This is a genomic window from Streptococcus mitis, from assembly GCF_000722695.1.
GTDB lineage: Bacteria > Bacillota > Bacilli > Lactobacillales > Streptococcaceae > Streptococcus > Streptococcus mitis_O.
Genome location: NZ_JPFU01000013.1, coordinates 807,023 through 823,589 on the forward strand (window position 1 = coordinate 807,023; position 16,567 = coordinate 823,589).

A 16,567-nucleotide genomic window follows, 5' to 3' on the forward strand; every position below is an offset into this window, starting at 1 on the left:
ATTTTTATGGTATAATAGAGCGATGTTATTGTACCAATAAGGAGAAATATGGTCAACTATCCTCATAAAATTTCATCAAAAAAAAGCCAAACATCTATTTCTCAACCAAAAAATTTCGCAAATCGAGGAATGACTTTTGAAAAGATGATTAACGCTACCAACGACTACTATCTGACGCATGGCATGGCAGTTATCCATAAAAAGCCGACTCCTGTTCAGATTGTTCGAGTAGACTATCCTCAACGTAGTCGAGCCAAAATTGTAGAGGCCTATTTTAGACAAGCTTCCACAACAGATTACTCTGGCGTGTATAGAGGACATTACATTGACTTTGAAGCCAAGGAAACACGACAAAAAAATGCTATTCCACTAAAGAACTTCCATCTTCATCAGATTCAACATATGGAACAAGTTCTGGAACAGCAGGGCATTTGCTTCGTTCTACTTCATTTTTCTTCTCAACAAGAAACTTACTTGTTACCGGCACTTGATTTGATTCGTTTTTATCATCAAGATAAGGGTCAAAAATCAATGCCACTTGGATATATTCGGGAAAACGGATATTTAGTAAAGCAAGGTGCTTTCCCTCAAATTCCCTATCTCGATATTATCAAAGAACATTTACTAGGTGGTAAAACAAGATGAACAAACAAATTATTCTGCGATTCTTAAAGTATATGGGAATTACATCCCTTACCTTATTTATCGCTTTATTTCTATTAGGTGGTGGTGTCTTCCTCTACTTTGTTAGCAAGGCTCCAGCCTTATCTGAAAGTAAATTGGTTACGACAACTTCTAGCAAGATTTATGACAACAAGAACGAATTGATTGCTGACCTTGGTTCTGAACGTCGCGTAAATGCTCAAGCCAATGAAATTCCCACTGATTTGGTCAAAGCTATCGTCTCAATCGAAGATCACCGCTTCTTTGATCATAGAGGTGTTGATACCATTCGTATCATGGGAGCTGCATTGAGAAACCTCCAAGGACAAGGAGGACTCCAAGGTGCTTCAACCTTGACCCAGCAATTGATTAAATTAACTTACTTTTCTACTTCAACTGCTGACCAAACCATATCACGTAAAGCTCAAGAAGCTTGGCTAGCAGTTCAGCTAGAACAAAAAGCAACCAAGCAAGAAATCCTGACCTATTACATCAATAAAGTCTACATGTCTAACGGTAACTATGGAATGCAAACTGCAGCCCAAAATTACTATGGAAAAGACTTGAAAGAATTAAGCTTGCCGCAGTTAGCACTCCTTGCTGGAATGCCTCAGGCACCGAACCAATATGACCCTTATTCCCATCCAGAAGCTGCTCTCGAACGTCGTAATTTAGTACTTTCAGAAATGAAAGAGCAAAATTACATCAGTGCAGAACAGTATGAAAAAGCAATTAATACTCCTATCACTAATGGTCTCCAGAGCTTGAAATCAGCCAATAGTTACCCAGCCTATATGGATAACTACCTCAAGGAAGTAATCAACCAAGTTGAACAAGAAACTGGTTACAACCTTCTTACTACAGGTATGGATGTCTACACAAATGTGGACAAAGATGTTCAACAGCGACTTTGGGATGTTTATAATACAGATGAGTATGTTGCTTACCCAGATGATGAACTCCAAGTAGCGTCCACTATCGTAGATGTATCAAATGGTAAAGTAGTCGCTCAGTTAGGTGCCCGTCACCAATCAAGTAATGTATCTTTCGGCATCAACCAAGCTGTTGAAACCAACCGTGACTGGGGTTCTACTATGAAACCAATTACTGACTATGCGCCCGCTTTAGAGTATGGAGTTTATGACTCTACTGCAACTATTGTACATGATGTTCCTTATAACTATCCTGGTACTGATACTCCAGTCTACAACTGGGATCATGGATACTTTGGAAATATTACAATCCAGTATGCACTTCAACAGTCACGTAATGTCACAGCGGTTGAAACCTTGAATAAGGTTGGTCTGGACAGAGCCAAAACCTTCCTAAATGGTCTTGGTATCGATTATCCAAGCATACACTACGCAAATGCCATTTCAAGTAATACACCTGAATCCAACAAAAAATACGGCGCAAGTAGTGAAAAAATGGCTGCTGCTTATGCTGCCTTTGCTAATGGTGGAATTTACCATAAACCAATGTATATCAATAAAATCGTCTTCAGTGATGGTAGTGAAAAAGAATTTTCAGACGCTGGCACACGAGCTATGAAAGAAACAACTGCCTATATGATGACCGAAATGATGAAAACTGTCTTAGTTTATGGAACTGGACGTGGAGCCTACTTACCATGGCTTCCACAAGCAGGTAAAACAGGTACTTCTAACTATACTGACGAAGAAATTGAGAAATATATCAAGAACACTGGCTACGTAGCTCCAGATGAAATGTTTGTGGGTTATACTCGTAAGTATTCTATGGCTGTTTGGACAGGTTACTCAAATCGTCTCACTCCAATCATTGGAGATGGTTTCCTCGTAGCTGGTAAAGTCTATCGAGCAATGATGACCTATCTCTCAGAAGATAACCACCCTGGAGATTGGACAATGCCAGAGGGCTTATACAGAAATGGAGAATTTGTCTTCCAAAACGGAGCAAGAAATAGTTGGAATACACCAGCTACACAACAAACACAGTCAGTAGAGAATTCCTCTACAGCGACTGAAAGTTCAACTACTCAAGCAAATACGACGGTTGGGCAACAACCAAATAATGCTCCAGTAACTGAGCCTAATCAGGGACAAACTAGTCAAACCGTCCAACCAGTACAACCAACACCGCAAAATCCACCAGTTCAACAGCAACCACAACAGTAAAAAGTAAATCCTGAGTTCACAGTTCTGCTCAGGATTTTTTCTATAATAAAATATATTTCGCAATATTGAAAATATGGTAGATTGAAGTAGGATTCGAACGAATCGATTAATAAAATCAAATTAATTTCTAGAAATGTTTTAGCAACCATGGCCTACTCTTCTAACTTCAATCCATTACAAATTCCCTCATTTATTTGTTCAGATTTTATTTCATTTCACTATAGAATAGCTATCAATCTATTTTCTAAAAACCAAAAGAAGTCAGCTAAAAACTAACTTCTTTTTTATCTTATTTCACATGTTTTGCAAGGTCTTCTTGCGCTTTTTTATTGGATTCTTCTTTTTCTTTCATCCATTTATCTTGAGCTTTTTGGTATTCCTCTACAGTGACTGCCTTGTCTTGAAGCTCAAGGTATTTATACAAGAGTGGTTCACTTGTACCTTTATTTCCTGACAATGCAAATGGTATTGTAAATGGTACCATCTTAGACAAGATTGGACGCCCTGTACGAGATGTAGTTGGAATAATCAAAGCACTATCTGTCAACCAAGCTTGGGCCGCAGCATATTTATCATATCGTTTAGAAACATCTATAGCCTCATCACCAGCTTCTGTAACCAATTTTTCGTAGTCATATAGACCTACTTTTTTAGCAGCTACATTATCTTTACCTGAGTCAAATCCTAAATATGTTTTAGTACTTTCTCCTACAGATGGTTTGATAATATCAAGGTAGGTTGATGGATCGGCAAAGTCAGGACCCCAACCGACATTATCTGATAAATCCCAGTCTTCTCCAGCAGCATTTTCAGCAAAATATGTAATATTGTTTACTTCATCTTTTTGTAGTTGTTGAATATCAATAATGACATTATCAGTTCCTAAAGTCGCTTCCAAGGATTGTTTCATAGATTGGACGCGCTGAACTTTTGTAGTTGCTGTTTGGTCAACAGGCATATCTAGGTGAATTGGGAATTGGACTCCTTCTGCTTGTAAGGCTGATTTAGCTTTAGCAAATTCAGCCTTGGCTTTCTCTGGATTGTAAAAGCCATCCTGAGAATCTGCAAGATTAACATCCTTCCATTCATCCCCATAAGTCACCAATTTTTCTTTGACCATATCGCCAAAGTTTTTACCATCTGCTTGAACAAATGTTGGTGGAACAAAGAGATTACGTAAGATTTTGCTTGCTCCAGTTTGTCCATTCAACTGAGAGGCATAGGCTGTACGGTCAAATCCGAAAGCAATAGCCTGACGGAAATCCTTGTTTAAGAGAGCTTTTTTAGTAGATGTCTTTTGTTCTTCGCTAGTCTTAGATGTGTATTTATAAGATTGGCGATCAATATTTGTACCAACTAGATAAGTCGTAGAGTCTTGTTGCGTATAGACAATATTGTCTTTCATACTCTTCTCAAGCTCTGCAAAACTTGCATTTGTTGGATAGAGACGAGCTGCTGTAAGGCTACCATCTTTAAAGTTTTCTGCTGGTTTGCTAGTATCTTGACCATCCCAGAATGACAATTTGACCTTGTCAATATGGACATTGTCCTTATCCCAGTAGTTCGGATTTTTCACAAATTCAACAGCAGATTTGGTTACAATGGATTTCAACAAATAAGGACCATTATACAAGATACTACTTGGATCTGTTGCTTTGGCAAAATCATCCCCTTTTGAGTTCAAAAACTCTTCATTAACTGGTGCCAAGACACCCATGGTTGTTTTAGAATTCCAAAAACTTTCAGGTTTGTTCAAAGTGTATTGGACTGTTTGATCGTCAATCGCTTTAATCCCAACTTGAGAGAAATCTTTATTTTCCCCTTTAGCGTAGGCGTCCAAACCTTTAATTGAATCCTGTACCAAGTAAAGGGCTTCTGCTTTCTTATCTGTTGCATATTTAAGACCTGTTACAAAGTCTTGAGCCTTAACAGGAGCATACTCTTCTCCCTCAGATGTATACCACTTGGCGTCCTGACGAATCTTATAAGTATAAGTCAAGCCATCCTTAGAAACTGACCAGTCCTCTGCCATTGAGGGAATAAGATTCCCGTATTTATCATTTTCAAGTAATCCATCAATCACATTACTAGTAATGTCAGCAGTCGCTGCCTTACCAGTTGTTAAGTAGTTGAGATTATCTGGGTGTGTCTCGTAGGTAAATGCAAAAGTCTGCTCACCTTTAGTAGCAGAACCACCAGAACAAGCAGCTAAAACACCCACTGCTAATAAAGTCACTCCCGCAAGAGCCAATACTTTTCTCGTTTTCATAAACTTCTCCTTCATTTTTCTATCCATTATAGCCCCTTTTTAAACATTGTCAACAGAATTTTCAGAATTTTTGAAAATTATTTTTTAAACAATTTCGTTAAAAAATATGAATATTATCAATAATATTTCTAAACAGCAATTGGTAGCCCGTTGGGGTTGTTTAATCTAACTCATTTCTTACACACTGCAAAGCTGCTCCAATTACTTGGTGCATATCGTAATAACGATAGTGTCCTAAACGGCCACCAAAGATAACATTCCCTTGCTCGTCAGCCAATTTTTTATATGATTTATATAAGTGATTATTACGATCATTATTAACTGGATAATAAGGCTCATCACCTTTTTCCCATGTTTTAGAATGTTCCTTAGTAATGATAGTCTTTGCTTGACTCCCAAACTCAAAATGTTTGTGTTCAATAATGCGAGTATATGGGGTTTCTGCATCCGTATAGTTCACAACTGCATTTCCTTGGTAATTCTCCATATCTAAGGTCTCATTTTCAAAATGAAGACTACGATACTCTAGTTCACCCAACTTATAGTCGAAGAATTCATCAATCATACCGGTAAAGACAATCTTAGGGAAGTCCTTCATATATTGCTCTTTATTGGCAAAGAAATCAACATTTGTTTCAACATCAATATTTTCATGATCCAACATTTTTTCAACTATTTGAGTGTATCCACCAATTGGAATCCCTTGATAGGTATCATTAAAATAGTTGTTATCATAGGTCAGGCGTACTGGCAAACGGCGAATGATAAAGGCTGGAAGTTCCGTAGTTGGCTTGCCCCACTGTTTCTCTGTATAATCTTTGATTAATTTTTCGTAGATGTCTGTACCTACAAGAGAAATAGCCTGTTCTTCCAAATTTTCAGGAGTTTTGCCATTTAAAACAGCACGTTGCTCCTCAATCTTAGCTTGCGCTTCTGCTGGCGTTACAACTCCCCAGAGTTTATTGAAAGTATTCATATTGAAAGGAAGGTTATAAATCTCTCCCTTATAATTTGCTACAGGAGAGTTAGTATAACGGTTAAACTCTGCAAACTGGTTTACATAATCCCAAATCTCCTTATCAGAAGTATGGAAAATATGGGCACCATACTCATGAACTTGAATTCCTTCCTCTTCACGAGTATAGATATTACCCGCGATATGATTTCGTTTTTCAATAACTTTGACTTTTTTCCTTTTAAGGCTGCTTCATGGGCAAATACTGCACCAAAAAGACCAGCACCAACGATAAGATAATCGTACATCTTAAGCTCCTTTATTTTTTAATAATTGTTGCTTTAACTCACTTAGATTTATTACTTTAAAAATCAAAATCATACTAGCATAAATTATTGCTCCTAGAACAGCGTATAGTCCCACATTAATCATCGGTGATATATTTAGGAATTGTTTTATAAATAGCAAAATACCATACATAACTCCAGATGAGATTATAATTTTGATCAATGAATCTAAAATGGGCACCTCTCTCAAATAAGAACGAGTATAGAATAACTGTATCAACCATACTAGCACCTCTGTTAAGACAGATACAATTGCAGCACCTATATAGCCCAACTTTGGAAGCAAGAGAAGATTTAATCCCACACTAACAATAGCAGGAATTGTTGTTGACAGCATAAATTCTTTATTCTTATTATGAGGTATTAAGATTTGAATACCCATGATATTGGTCCACCCTATAAAGAACATTCTAAAAATCATAATTGCTATCGCATAACGTGCCTCTTGAAAATCTTGTCCCAGGAAAAAATTCACAAAATCATCATTTACAATTAACATTCCTGCCATAATTGGAAAAATAACCAAATTATAAATCAGAAATGACATCTCATGCATTTTATTAATTGCTTTATGATCACCTAAGGATAAAAGCTTTGAAACTCGTGGTAACATAACACTTCCCAATGAAGTCACTAGAGTTAATAAAATATTAACAAGTTTCAAAGCTTGATCATAGATTCCTACATCTTTTGTTGAAGCTAAAGCTCCCAGCATTGTACGATCCAAAGTGACATAGAGCGATATAGCAATTTGAGGTAAAAACAATAAAATAATTGGTCTCAAATGTTGCTTAGCATACTCCCAATCAAAGTGCGGTTTCCCAATAAACGCTCTTGCTGGTAACCACATACTTAATTGTCCCAACAATTCAAAAATAGTAAGCAAAAATACATATGAATGTAGGTCGTTAGCTGATTTTATAAATAGAAAAATAGCAATAACGCCAACTAGTTTCACTGTAATATTTCTGACTGTAATTTTTCGAAAATCCTCTAAACCTTGGAATAGCCAAGAAATATCTAAACCTTTAGAAAGTAAACTTAAACCAAGAATAAGTACAACTGGATTATGCATGAATTGAAGAAAAATATACAACATGCAATACAAAAATATCGAAAGAATTGTTGCTCCCAGTTGTAAGGAGTATATCCCCCAAAAATTTTTATCAATGTCTTTCCGATGTCCTGAAATTACTTTTGTGCCATAGTTAGCAACACCTAAAGTTGCTAATAGTATAAAGTAGATTACAATTGAACTGAAATAACCATATGTCCCCAAATCATCTGAAGAAAATATCCGTGTTACATACGGAGTCGTAATAATCGGAAGTATAATTACTAACAATTGATAGGAAAGGTTGTATGCATAGTTTTTTAATACTTTCACTATTTCTCATCTCCATTATATCTATATTTTGTATAATTAAAATAACTTTTTAATGCTAGCTAATTAACTAGCCAAGTATATTTCTTAAAACATTTTTTAAATATTACTGTTACTATTAAAGATACAAATAACGTAATGAAGAATCGTAGTACAACCATAAAAATGATTCCAAAAGGTGAAAACATAAATTGAGAATTCAATGAATAACTTATATATAATATTAAATAATTTAATGGATCCGAAAAAATATATATACCTAATCCATTCATTAAAATCAGCTTAAAAAAGCAACTACTACCACTGCGCTCTTTCCGAGAAATCAGGTAGGAAATACTATATGTTAATAAAGAACCTAAAATAGCTAATAACTCAACTAATATTTTACTAACTAGAGTGTAAGTATATTTAAGATTAAAATTCAACAAAGTAATCAAAACAAATACCATAGACAATATCAAAACATAATTTCTTTTTGTACTTATAAATTGATTGTATTTTTCTCTCTTTGATTCAAATGCAAATCCCATACTAAAATAAAATAGAAATTGTAACGGGGCTTTAAATAAAAGTGGATCAACTTTATAACTTAAAATATGTAATACATAAAAAATAATAATTGTGGCAAATTTTATTTCTCTTTTTAAGGTAAAAAATGAAATAATAAAAATAATAAATAAAGTAAATAAATACCATAAATGATTATTCCCAATTAAAAACAATTGTCCCAATACTGCTCTAGAAAAAGTTGTATACTCAAAATAATTAGAGAAATATTTTATTGGAAAAACATATAATAAAGTAAAAATAACAAATGGAATAACCAATCGCTTAATCTTCTGTTTTAGAATTAACATAAAATTAATCCATTTATCTCGTTTAACCTGCAGGTAATAGAAAGCTCCAGATAAAGCCATAAACATTGGCATATGAAAATAATATAGAATTTCTCTCACTTTATCAAAAATTTTATACAAAACTAATGACATATTTTGTTCTAGATATTGTTGATAATCAATCCCTCCATATTTAGTTGAAATTATATAATATGTACTATGGCTTACAAGTACCATTAAGATTGCTACTACTTTTAAAATATCGTATTCCTTTTTCATGTACTCTCTCTATTCAAAATTAAAGCGTAAAATATTCCTATAAAAAGAATAAATAATGGTGTATCTATAAAAATTGCAGTAAATAATAAAATTATAAATAAGAGAGCAAACATTTTGGTATCTATAGAAACACCCTTCTTAATTAGTACACTAATTACCGGATATAAATAGAATATCCCTAGGATCACCCCACCCTGAGCTAAAATAACAAATAGACTATTGCTATATCCTAAGTTCGTACGAATAAGAGTATTCATATTTGATTCAATTGCTTTCAACCCTAACGTCAATCCTGAACCAAAAAAGAAATTAGCTCTCCAGGCTAAAAATCCAGCTATATAATCATCAAACCTAATACTAGCTGAAATTGAGTCAGATTTTTCTTCCCAAACCTGTAACAAAGCATAGATAACTATTGGAATTGTAATCAAACTTACATATTTAAATAAAGATTTCTTCAGCATTAAAACTCTATAAATTAATAGTATTCCTATTACAAATATCCCTGTTGTAGAAACTGTTGTCAAAATAGTCAGAGTTAATAAAGATAATCGTTTAATACTATTTTCTAAAAATAATTCCTGAATTATAAATGCTGAACTTAACATTAAACTCCACATTGGAGCCTCCGCAAATATGCCACTATTTCTAGTAATAGTAGTTCCAAAAAAATGAATCCCTTGAGTTTCAAAATATAAATTGAAATAACTTGGGGTTGGACGTCCACCGTTCCAATTATTTATGACGACATTTGTTGGATGAACAACCTTTAAAATACTTCCAAAAGCCCAAAATATTAAAGAAACTATTGCAAAAATTAAAATAATTTTCACAAAGGTATTTAAAAAATCAAATAATCGGTCATTAAAATTCTTAAACATTAATAAGATAAGCATAAGAGGTGCTATCACAAAATAAAATAATATTTCATTTATTGATAAAGAATTAAATGATATGAAAATGTTAGTAATACATACAACTAAATAAATTAGTACTGTCGTTAAGATTATTTTAAAGTAATTATAATTTATTTTGCTTGATATTAGTTCTAAAACTGTTGCTATTATAACTACTAATGCTAATATTGGAATTAACTTATTTGAATCACCTGTGTTTACATATATAGAATTTGTCGTTATAACAATTAATAACGACATTAATACATCTTGGATACTTTTCAGATTAATTTTCAATTTTATATCCCCTTATTTCGAACGATATTTTTAAATTTAAAATAAAATTCTGGAAACAATAAGAATAAGCTATATTTAAATTTAAATTTTACAGATGATTTTGAATCAAAAATTATACTCCAGTAAAATGATCGTACTTTTTTAACAATATTTCTTAAAGCTTTTGTGTCCGTAGAAGCTGCTGCTTCAGATATAGGAAAAGAACCTCTAACAATTTTTAAATTTAACGCCTTTTCTACACTATTACCATCATAAAATTGTTTTATTTGAATTCTATTATTCTCACCTGCATCAAAAAAATCAAATCGCTTATCTGTAAACTGAGATTGAACGATACTACCAGAACGACGATAATAATGATAAGTAACAACAGGTGAAATAACTATCCTTTTAGCTAATCTTAAATGTTTAGCTACAACGAAAAAATCTTCGTAAATTTTTCCAGTAGGAAAAGGAGCTTTTTCTAAAATACTCTTGCGGTACAGTTTCGCACAGGCTGACACTGTTGCAATTTTATCCTGAAACATCAGTTCAAGTGATTCCTCTTTAGAAAACACTCTAAGATTACTATAATCAGATTCTTTTATGTGATTAGAATTATAGTCTCCATATGTAGAAGTAGATTTTACCTTAGTTGATATCAAATCTGCATTATATCTTTCCTGAATTTTAACTAATAGTTCTAAAGCATCTACTTCGAAATAATCATCTGGGTCCAAAAAAACTATCCAATCCGAAGTTGCCTTCTCAACACCAAAATTTCTAGCATCCGAAAGTCCACCGTTTTTTTTATGAAATACATAAACATTCTCATGATTTTCAGCGTACCAATTACATAATTCTCCAGAATTATCTGTCGAACCGTCATTAACTAAAATAACTTCAAAGTTCTTATATGTTTGTCTAATTAAACTTTCCATTGCATAGTGCAAATAGTCTTGCACATTATATACTGGAACAATAATCGAAATCATTATATTTCCTTACTACAGAGTTTGATTTTTCAATTTATAAAAGTATGTATCCGATTTATCGCATACATCTATTTTATAACTACACTTAAAAATATTTGTTGTTTCTAATACTTTTTTCCAATCTTCATCTATATACAGATTAGAGAAATGATTTGCTAAAAAATAAAGATCTTGGTTGTTGGTGATTACCTTATCAATCTGTTTACGAATCATTGGATTATATTCATATCCCAAATGCATTAAATAGTCTATCAAAAAGTAATCTATTGGTAAGTCATACTTAGAGAAATACTCAACTTGAAATCTTCTTAAAAAATCGAATATAATTCCATTACGATATCCAGCTATACAAAACAAGGCCCAACGTCCATCAGAAACATACTTAGGATAAGTTTCATCTCCCCTTGCACGAATAGTATAAAACTCATTATCTAAATAATTTAGTTTTGAATCTGTTTTTATATAAATAGTTGCATCAAACCAGATTCCACCATATTTAAATAGCAAGAACGTTCTAATAATATCCGAATATTTTATCGCATCTATTTTTCCTTCTTCAAATTTTCTTGCAGTATTTTCAGGAATTTCAACAAATGTCTCTAAATTGGACTCATCTAACAGAATGTATTCATAGCCAAATCTTTCGGCATATTCTTTTTGGGTTTGTATTGCTTTTTGAACAATTTCTGGAGCATTTTCATATCCTTGGAGCCATAATGAAAAAATCTTTTTTCCATTTTGCTCATTAGATTTTTCGAAATCATAAGAATATGTAGATAAAAATGTATTAAAATCTTTTTTAAGAAAATCTAAAATATCCTTATGCTTTTTAGAATAAATAAATACGACAATATTATGAAAAAAATTATATCTTGACAGTCGTGCAGCTATTTTTTCCAAGAGAATATTATTTGCAATTTGGGACGAAAAATTTTTTCTTAATTCCCTGTATTCTCTTATTATTTTTTTGATCTTATGCAAAATTTAACTCTCCAATTACTATAATATTTGGCAATATTAAATAAGTGATAACGGCTTTTTCTGACAATATTCATCTTTAAGTTAGTAGACTTTTTCAAGAAACTTTTATTTTTAATAGCTATCGATTTTTCAAATTCTATTAGTTCTTTTTTTGCTTCACTTGCACTATTTAAATTGAAATAGATACTCCACTGCTTATTTATTAGATTTAATATTAGATTATTTACTGCTTCTGAACGCCCAAATTCAAGTTTCGTTTTACTGTAAAAATCAATTAGATTAAAAATTACTTGTTTATGCATTGATCTATTTTTTATATAGCTTTCTATACTAACACTTTGCGTAGATGTTCCTAAACGATATTTGTAAATAGGTTTATCAAAAATAGAAACCGTTTCTATATATGGTAGAACATAGGTGATATATTCCATATCTACATAGTACATATTTTCAGATAATTCTACTTGATTTTTTTTTAATAGACTGGTTTTTAACGTCATAGTGTGCATTCCTACTGTTCTCCCCATTTTTTCATAGAAAGTATCGACTTGGTACACTTTATCTGTTTGAATCATCGAAAATTCATTATAATTCTCAACAGAAACTACATCTCCAGTTTGATTAACATAAACTCGATAATACGGTGAAAGAATTTCATCTACATCTGTTTCTTTTAAATATTCTATCAAATCATCTAAATTATCTGTATCAACCCAATCATCTGCATCAACAACCTTAAAATACGTTCCATAAGCATTTTTTATACCTGCATTTACTGCTGAGCCATGCCCACCATTTGGTTTATTTAAGACACGAACAATATTAGGGTAATTTCGCTTAAATTTTTTAGCAATTTCCTCTGTATTATCACTAGAACCGTCATTTACTATTAACAAATCAATTAAATGTGCATTTTTTGCAGATAATATTGTTGGTATAGTATCTGGCAAATACTGTTCCGCATTATACGATGGCATTGCTATGGTTAATAATTTATTTTCCATTCTATTTTCCTGTCATTTCCTCAATTAAATCTTCCCACTGCTTTATAATTTTTTTCTTGCTGAATTTTTCGGTGTCCTTCATTGATTTATCAGCAAATTGTTCTCTCAAATTTTCATTCTCAATCAAAATACAAATTTTTTCACTCATAGAATCAATGTCATAACCATCAACTAAATAACCGTTTTCTTTATCTAAAACAATTTCTGATGGACCAGTAGGACATTTAAAACTCACAATGGGTAGTCCATATTGTTTAGCTTCTAAAAGAACTAAGGGAAGTCCTTCATAACGAGAAGTCATTACATAAATAGCATGACCAGGGTAAATATTATCTGTACCTTTTACATTACCTTTAAAATGAACTCGTGACAAAACGCCACCTTTATCCAATTCAGTTATCAAATCTTGTTTTATTTGCTCATTTCCCGAACCATATATATCCCATTCCCAATCTGTAAATTTTGACAAAACTTTAACAGCAATTTGAGCTAAATAGTCATAGCCTTTTTGATATTCCATTCTCCCAACTGTTATAATGCTCTTGCTTTTTTTAGAGTAGGTAAAAATATTATCAGTATCTTCAATCCAATTATAAATAGAAGTAACTTTTTCATTTCTTAATGAAAAGTCTCTTCGGTATCTATTTTTATCTTCCTCAGTCAAAGTTACAATTTTGTCAAAAAACTTTGCTCCAATATATCTTTGTATCTTGCGACTGGACGTGTCTTGAAACTCTAAACTATGATGATCACAAAAGACTGTTTTTATATTTAATCCTAGTGTTGCTAAAAAGATTATAATATTCGTAGCTGGAGCAATAGAAAACACTATATCAATTTCATTATTTATCAAGTATTTTCTCAACTTTATCATAGCAGGAATTATAACACGGCGAACTCTTAAATCACCATAAAAAAACGACTTAACTTCAACATCAAATGATATATCATAATTTATGCTTTTGTCTTCATCTAGTAAAATAGAAATTAAGTATGTTTTATAATTTTGAGATAATTCATTAGCCATATTTATAGCAACTTTTTCGGCTCCACCAATTTTACTTAAATTATACCTTACTATTGCGATTTTTTTCATAACACACCTTGCTCTTACTTTATTATCTTTTTAATAGAGATCACCATAACTAATAGATTAATAAGGAAATAAACTAGTGTAAATAAATCACTTAATTTCAACAATATTGCAAAAAGCATAAAAATTTGTGCAAATCCTGTTATAGAGGTTATATTAAGTGCAATCATTTCTATAATTCCAAGATTCTTTCTACCTTTGTAATGTTCACTATTTTTGTTTCCTACAGTATTTATCGCCTTGTGCATAATCAATCTAGGGAACAAAACAAAAACACCAGATAGTGATCCTAAAATTAAATATGTTTTTTGTGTAAAGAACAATGTTTGACTATAATCACTTGCAATAATTCCCATAGTGAGGAATGATAAATACATTGCAGCATAACCTGCCATGGCATCTATAACACTTCCCATAGGAGAAGTAATTCCCTTGAAACGAGCAACATTTCCATCAACACCGTCAAGTAAATTCCATAAGAAAAAACAAAACCAACTTAGCAATAGTACAAACTGATTAGAGCTTATTGTTACCAAAGCTGTTCCAATAATTAAAGGTACAATAGACAATATAGAAATCTGATTAGGTGTCATTTTTGTTTTAAGAAAAGGAATTGTCAGTATGTATGATAGAGGTCTACCCACATAGAAAGCAACAATGTCTTTTTTTGCTTCTCTTTTCTTTTCTTCTGTCATCGTTTTTTGTTCTATACTTTTAACACTTATCATTTTACACCTCTATTTTATAATTCTATACAGTTTTGGACGCACTTTTGATTGAATAAAACCTAGTAGATGGAGCGACATTTTTTTCGGTAGAATTTTATAAATACTTAATAACTTAGATGGAGATACTTCTTTGTATTCTCCTCTATAGTATTTTTTAAATATTTCCACATGCGCTACCTCACTACTTTCTTGCCAAGGTCTTAGTGATAGAAAACACGTTGTGAAATGGCGGATTGTTATATTCTTTCTTGCTTCTTCTAAATCTTCCTTGCTATAATAATTTACAGGTTGCTTAAAAGTAATCATATCCTCATAAGACATATCTTCAAATATGGTCATAAAATTATATTTCGGAGATAGTGGTTTAAATGAATTGAATAAAACTGCATTCAGAACTCCCTGATCTCCTTGAATTATTTTTCCATTAAAGTCCTTGATAACCTTAAATAATTGAGTTTCAACTTGTTCCTTACGCCATCTTTCTAAATCTATAAACATTACCCCGGAATTAAATATAGGTTTATCTTTTGGAATCTTCAAAACCTTCTTATATTCTTTATTAAATACATCTGCAACACCTAAAACAATATTCCCTTTAAAATCAACATCAAACAATTCTTTTAAAGAATTCATTACAATAGTGTCACTATCTAAATATAAAACTTTAGAAATATTTTTCGGAAGAATACTCCCTAACAATAATCTACTAAATGCACTCGCTGAACCTCTGTCTAATTGTAACTTATATGGTATTTCAACATTATCAACCCAACAAATTTTTCTTTGTCCATATTCTTGTGATAAATCATTAATTTTATCTTTATTTTCATCAGAGACATTATCTGCAATAATCCAAAGATTTATTTTAAAATCATGATTAGCTATTATAAAGTGACTTAAATAGAAGCGTAATAATACATCTACAAAGTTATTATCTGCTGCATAAACAATATTCATTACTTTTATCCTTTTCTATACATAAAAGAGAGTTTAAGTTCTCTACATACGTAACCTAACTCTCATATCATTTTATTTGAACACCAAAAATAATAATTAGGCTAAATACTTTTACTTCGCTCCATCTTTCATTACTACAACTTTTATTGTCTTCAATAAAATCTCAATATCTTTCCAAATTGTCCAGCCATCTAAATAAGTAACGTCTAATTTTACTATATCATCGAAGTTTATAATATTACTTCTACCACTAATCTGCCAAAGGCCTGTGATTCCAGGTTTAAAGTTTAGACAACATTTTTATTCAGGTGCATACTTCACATACTCATCCAAGTGGATACCATCAAAAGTATGGTCGTAATGAGAATAGAGAGTTTCAATATAATATTTTCTTCTTTTAGGAACGATGACTTCTGAGTTCTCTAATAGTTCTTCAATTTCATATCTATTTAAGATTACATCATCAATATTTATTGATTCATTATATTTTTTCGTCATTTTAGTAAAATATCGACGATAATGTACTAAACCCAGATAATCACAATCCAAGTTTTTCCAAGCCCAATAGAGACCTGTAAGTTCACAGTAGTAAGGATTTAAGGTTGAAATATTTTCTCCAGAATTATCACCTTGAAAACCTAAGTCTTCCTTTCCTTCACATCCTACGTGAATCGGTAGATATACACTTGTATCAGCAGGCATTTTATATTTTTTATGTGTTGCTACTAATATTTTTATATTCTGCATG

12 protein-coding genes and 3 pseudogenes are annotated in these 16,567 nt (G+C 31.9%); 2 read left to right on the forward strand and 13 right to left on the reverse strand.

Annotation, left to right across the window (positions count from 1 at the left end; all coding sequences use genetic code 11):
• The first annotated feature begins 48 nt into the window (after positions 1–48).
• The gene (recU, locus tag SK629_RS08965; RefSeq protein WP_000248750.1) at positions 49–645 is read left to right on the forward strand and encodes a Holliday junction resolvase RecU; all 597 of its coding nucleotides are present in this window, start codon (positions 49–51) and stop codon (positions 643–645) included.
• Positions 642–2,819 carry a penicillin-binding protein PBP1A gene (gene pbp1a, locus SK629_RS08970; RefSeq protein WP_042901527.1) on the forward strand — a complete coding sequence of 726 codons (2,178 nt, stop codon included), beginning with the start codon at positions 642–644 and terminating at the stop codon, positions 2,817–2,819. Before recU ends, pbp1a begins: the two co-directional genes overlap by 4 nt.
• A gap of 289 nt (positions 2,820–3,108) precedes the next feature.
• Here the strand turns inward: pbp1a and SK629_RS08975 are convergent, their stop codons facing one another.
• The 13 genes and pseudogenes from SK629_RS08975 to SK629_RS09030 form a co-directional block, all read right to left on the reverse strand.
• Entirely contained in the window at positions 3,109–5,088 is a 1,980-nt protein-coding gene (locus SK629_RS08975) for a peptide ABC transporter substrate-binding protein (RefSeq protein WP_042901528.1), read from the reverse strand.
• Between the two features lie 160 nt (positions 5,089–5,248).
• A pseudogene (gene glf / locus SK629_RS08980) lies at positions 5,249–6,351 on the reverse strand (UDP-galactopyranose mutase).
• Position 6,352: 1 nt separating this feature from the next.
• Positions 6,353–7,777 carry a flippase gene (locus SK629_RS08985; protein ID WP_042901529.1) on the reverse strand — a complete coding sequence of 475 codons (1,425 nt, stop codon included), beginning with the start codon at positions 7,775–7,777 and terminating at the stop codon, positions 6,353–6,355.
• A 59-nt stretch (positions 7,778–7,836) separates the two neighbouring features.
• Positions 7,837–8,889 carry an acyltransferase family protein gene (locus SK629_RS08990; protein ID WP_042901530.1) on the reverse strand — a complete coding sequence of 351 codons (1,053 nt, stop codon included), beginning with the start codon at positions 8,887–8,889 and terminating at the stop codon, positions 7,837–7,839.
• A complete protein-coding gene (locus SK629_RS08995) occupies positions 8,886–10,046 on the reverse strand; it encodes an O-antigen ligase family protein (RefSeq protein WP_160165281.1) in 1,161 nt (386 codons plus the stop codon). Before SK629_RS08995 ends, SK629_RS08990 begins: the two co-directional genes overlap by 4 nt.
• Positions 10,047–10,084: 38 nt before the next feature.
• Complete coding sequence (locus SK629_RS09000; RefSeq protein ID WP_042901531.1) at positions 10,085–11,056, reverse strand: glycosyltransferase family 2 protein; 972 nt, start codon at positions 11,054–11,056, stop codon at positions 10,085–10,087.
• Positions 11,057–11,068: 12 nt separating this feature from the next.
• Positions 11,069–12,037: a capsular polysaccharide synthesis protein gene (locus SK629_RS09005; RefSeq protein ID WP_042901532.1), complete on the reverse strand. Its 969-nt coding sequence runs from the start codon at positions 12,035–12,037 to the stop codon at positions 11,069–11,071.
• A complete protein-coding gene (locus SK629_RS09010; RefSeq protein WP_050492371.1) occupies positions 12,016–13,041 on the reverse strand; it encodes a glycosyltransferase family 2 protein in 1,026 nt (341 codons plus the stop codon). The genes SK629_RS09005 and SK629_RS09010 overlap by 22 nt, the downstream gene beginning before the upstream one ends.
• 1 nt (position 13,042) lies before the next feature.
• Positions 13,043–14,137 (reverse strand): glycosyltransferase family 4 protein, encoded by a 1,095-nt coding sequence (locus tag SK629_RS09015; protein WP_042901533.1) that lies wholly within the window; start codon positions 14,135–14,137, stop codon positions 13,043–13,045.
• A gap of 14 nt (positions 14,138–14,151) precedes the next feature.
• A complete protein-coding gene (locus SK629_RS09020) occupies positions 14,152–14,862 on the reverse strand; it encodes a CDP-alcohol phosphatidyltransferase family protein (protein ID WP_235219621.1) in 711 nt (236 codons plus the stop codon).
• Positions 14,863–14,871: 9 nt separating this feature from the next.
• Entirely contained in the window at positions 14,872–15,819 is a 948-nt protein-coding gene (locus SK629_RS09025; RefSeq protein ID WP_042901534.1) for a glycosyltransferase family 8 protein, read from the reverse strand.
• A 111-nt stretch (positions 15,820–15,930) separates the two neighbouring features.
• A pseudogene (locus SK629_RS12505) lies at positions 15,931–16,152 on the reverse strand (sugar transferase); the annotation flags it as partial.
• Positions 16,147–16,566 (reverse strand): annotated as a pseudogene (locus SK629_RS09030) (DUF4422 domain-containing protein); the annotation flags it as partial. The pseudogenes SK629_RS09030 and SK629_RS12505, both read right to left, overlap by 6 nt.
• Position 16,567 lies beyond the last annotated feature (1 nt).

Bases quoted from the DNA above. Each gene is read 5' to 3' on its own strand.
- SK629_RS09010 (WP_050492371.1), bottom strand. From the start codon at position 13,041: ATGGAAAATAAATTATTAACCATAGCAATGCCATCGTATAATGCGGAA.
- SK629_RS08990 (WP_042901530.1), bottom strand. From the start codon at position 8,889: ATGAAAAAGGAATACGATATTTTAAAAGTAGTAGCAATCTTAATGGTA.
- SK629_RS08995 (WP_160165281.1), bottom strand. From the start codon at position 10,046: ATGTCGTTATTAATTGTTATAACGACAAATTCTATATATGTAAACACA.
- SK629_RS09025 (WP_042901534.1), bottom strand. From the start codon at position 15,819: ATGAATATTGTTTATGCAGCAGATAATAACTTTGTAGATGTATTATTA.
- SK629_RS09020 (WP_235219621.1), bottom strand. From the start codon at position 14,862: ATGATAAGTGTTAAAAGTATAGAACAAAAAACGATGACAGAAGAAAAG.
- recU (WP_000248750.1), top strand. From the start codon at position 49: ATGGTCAACTATCCTCATAAAATTTCATCAAAAAAAAGCCAAACATCT.
- SK629_RS08975 (WP_042901528.1), bottom strand. From the start codon at position 5,088: ATGAAAACGAGAAAAGTATTGGCTCTTGCGGGAGTGACTTTATTAGCA.
- pbp1a (WP_042901527.1), top strand. From the start codon at position 642: ATGAACAAACAAATTATTCTGCGATTCTTAAAGTATATGGGAATTACA.
- SK629_RS09000 (WP_042901531.1), bottom strand. From the start codon at position 11,056: ATGATTTCGATTATTGTTCCAGTATATAATGTGCAAGACTATTTGCAC.
- SK629_RS09015 (WP_042901533.1), bottom strand. From the start codon at position 14,137: ATGAAAAAAATCGCAATAGTAAGGTATAATTTAAGTAAAATTGGTGGA.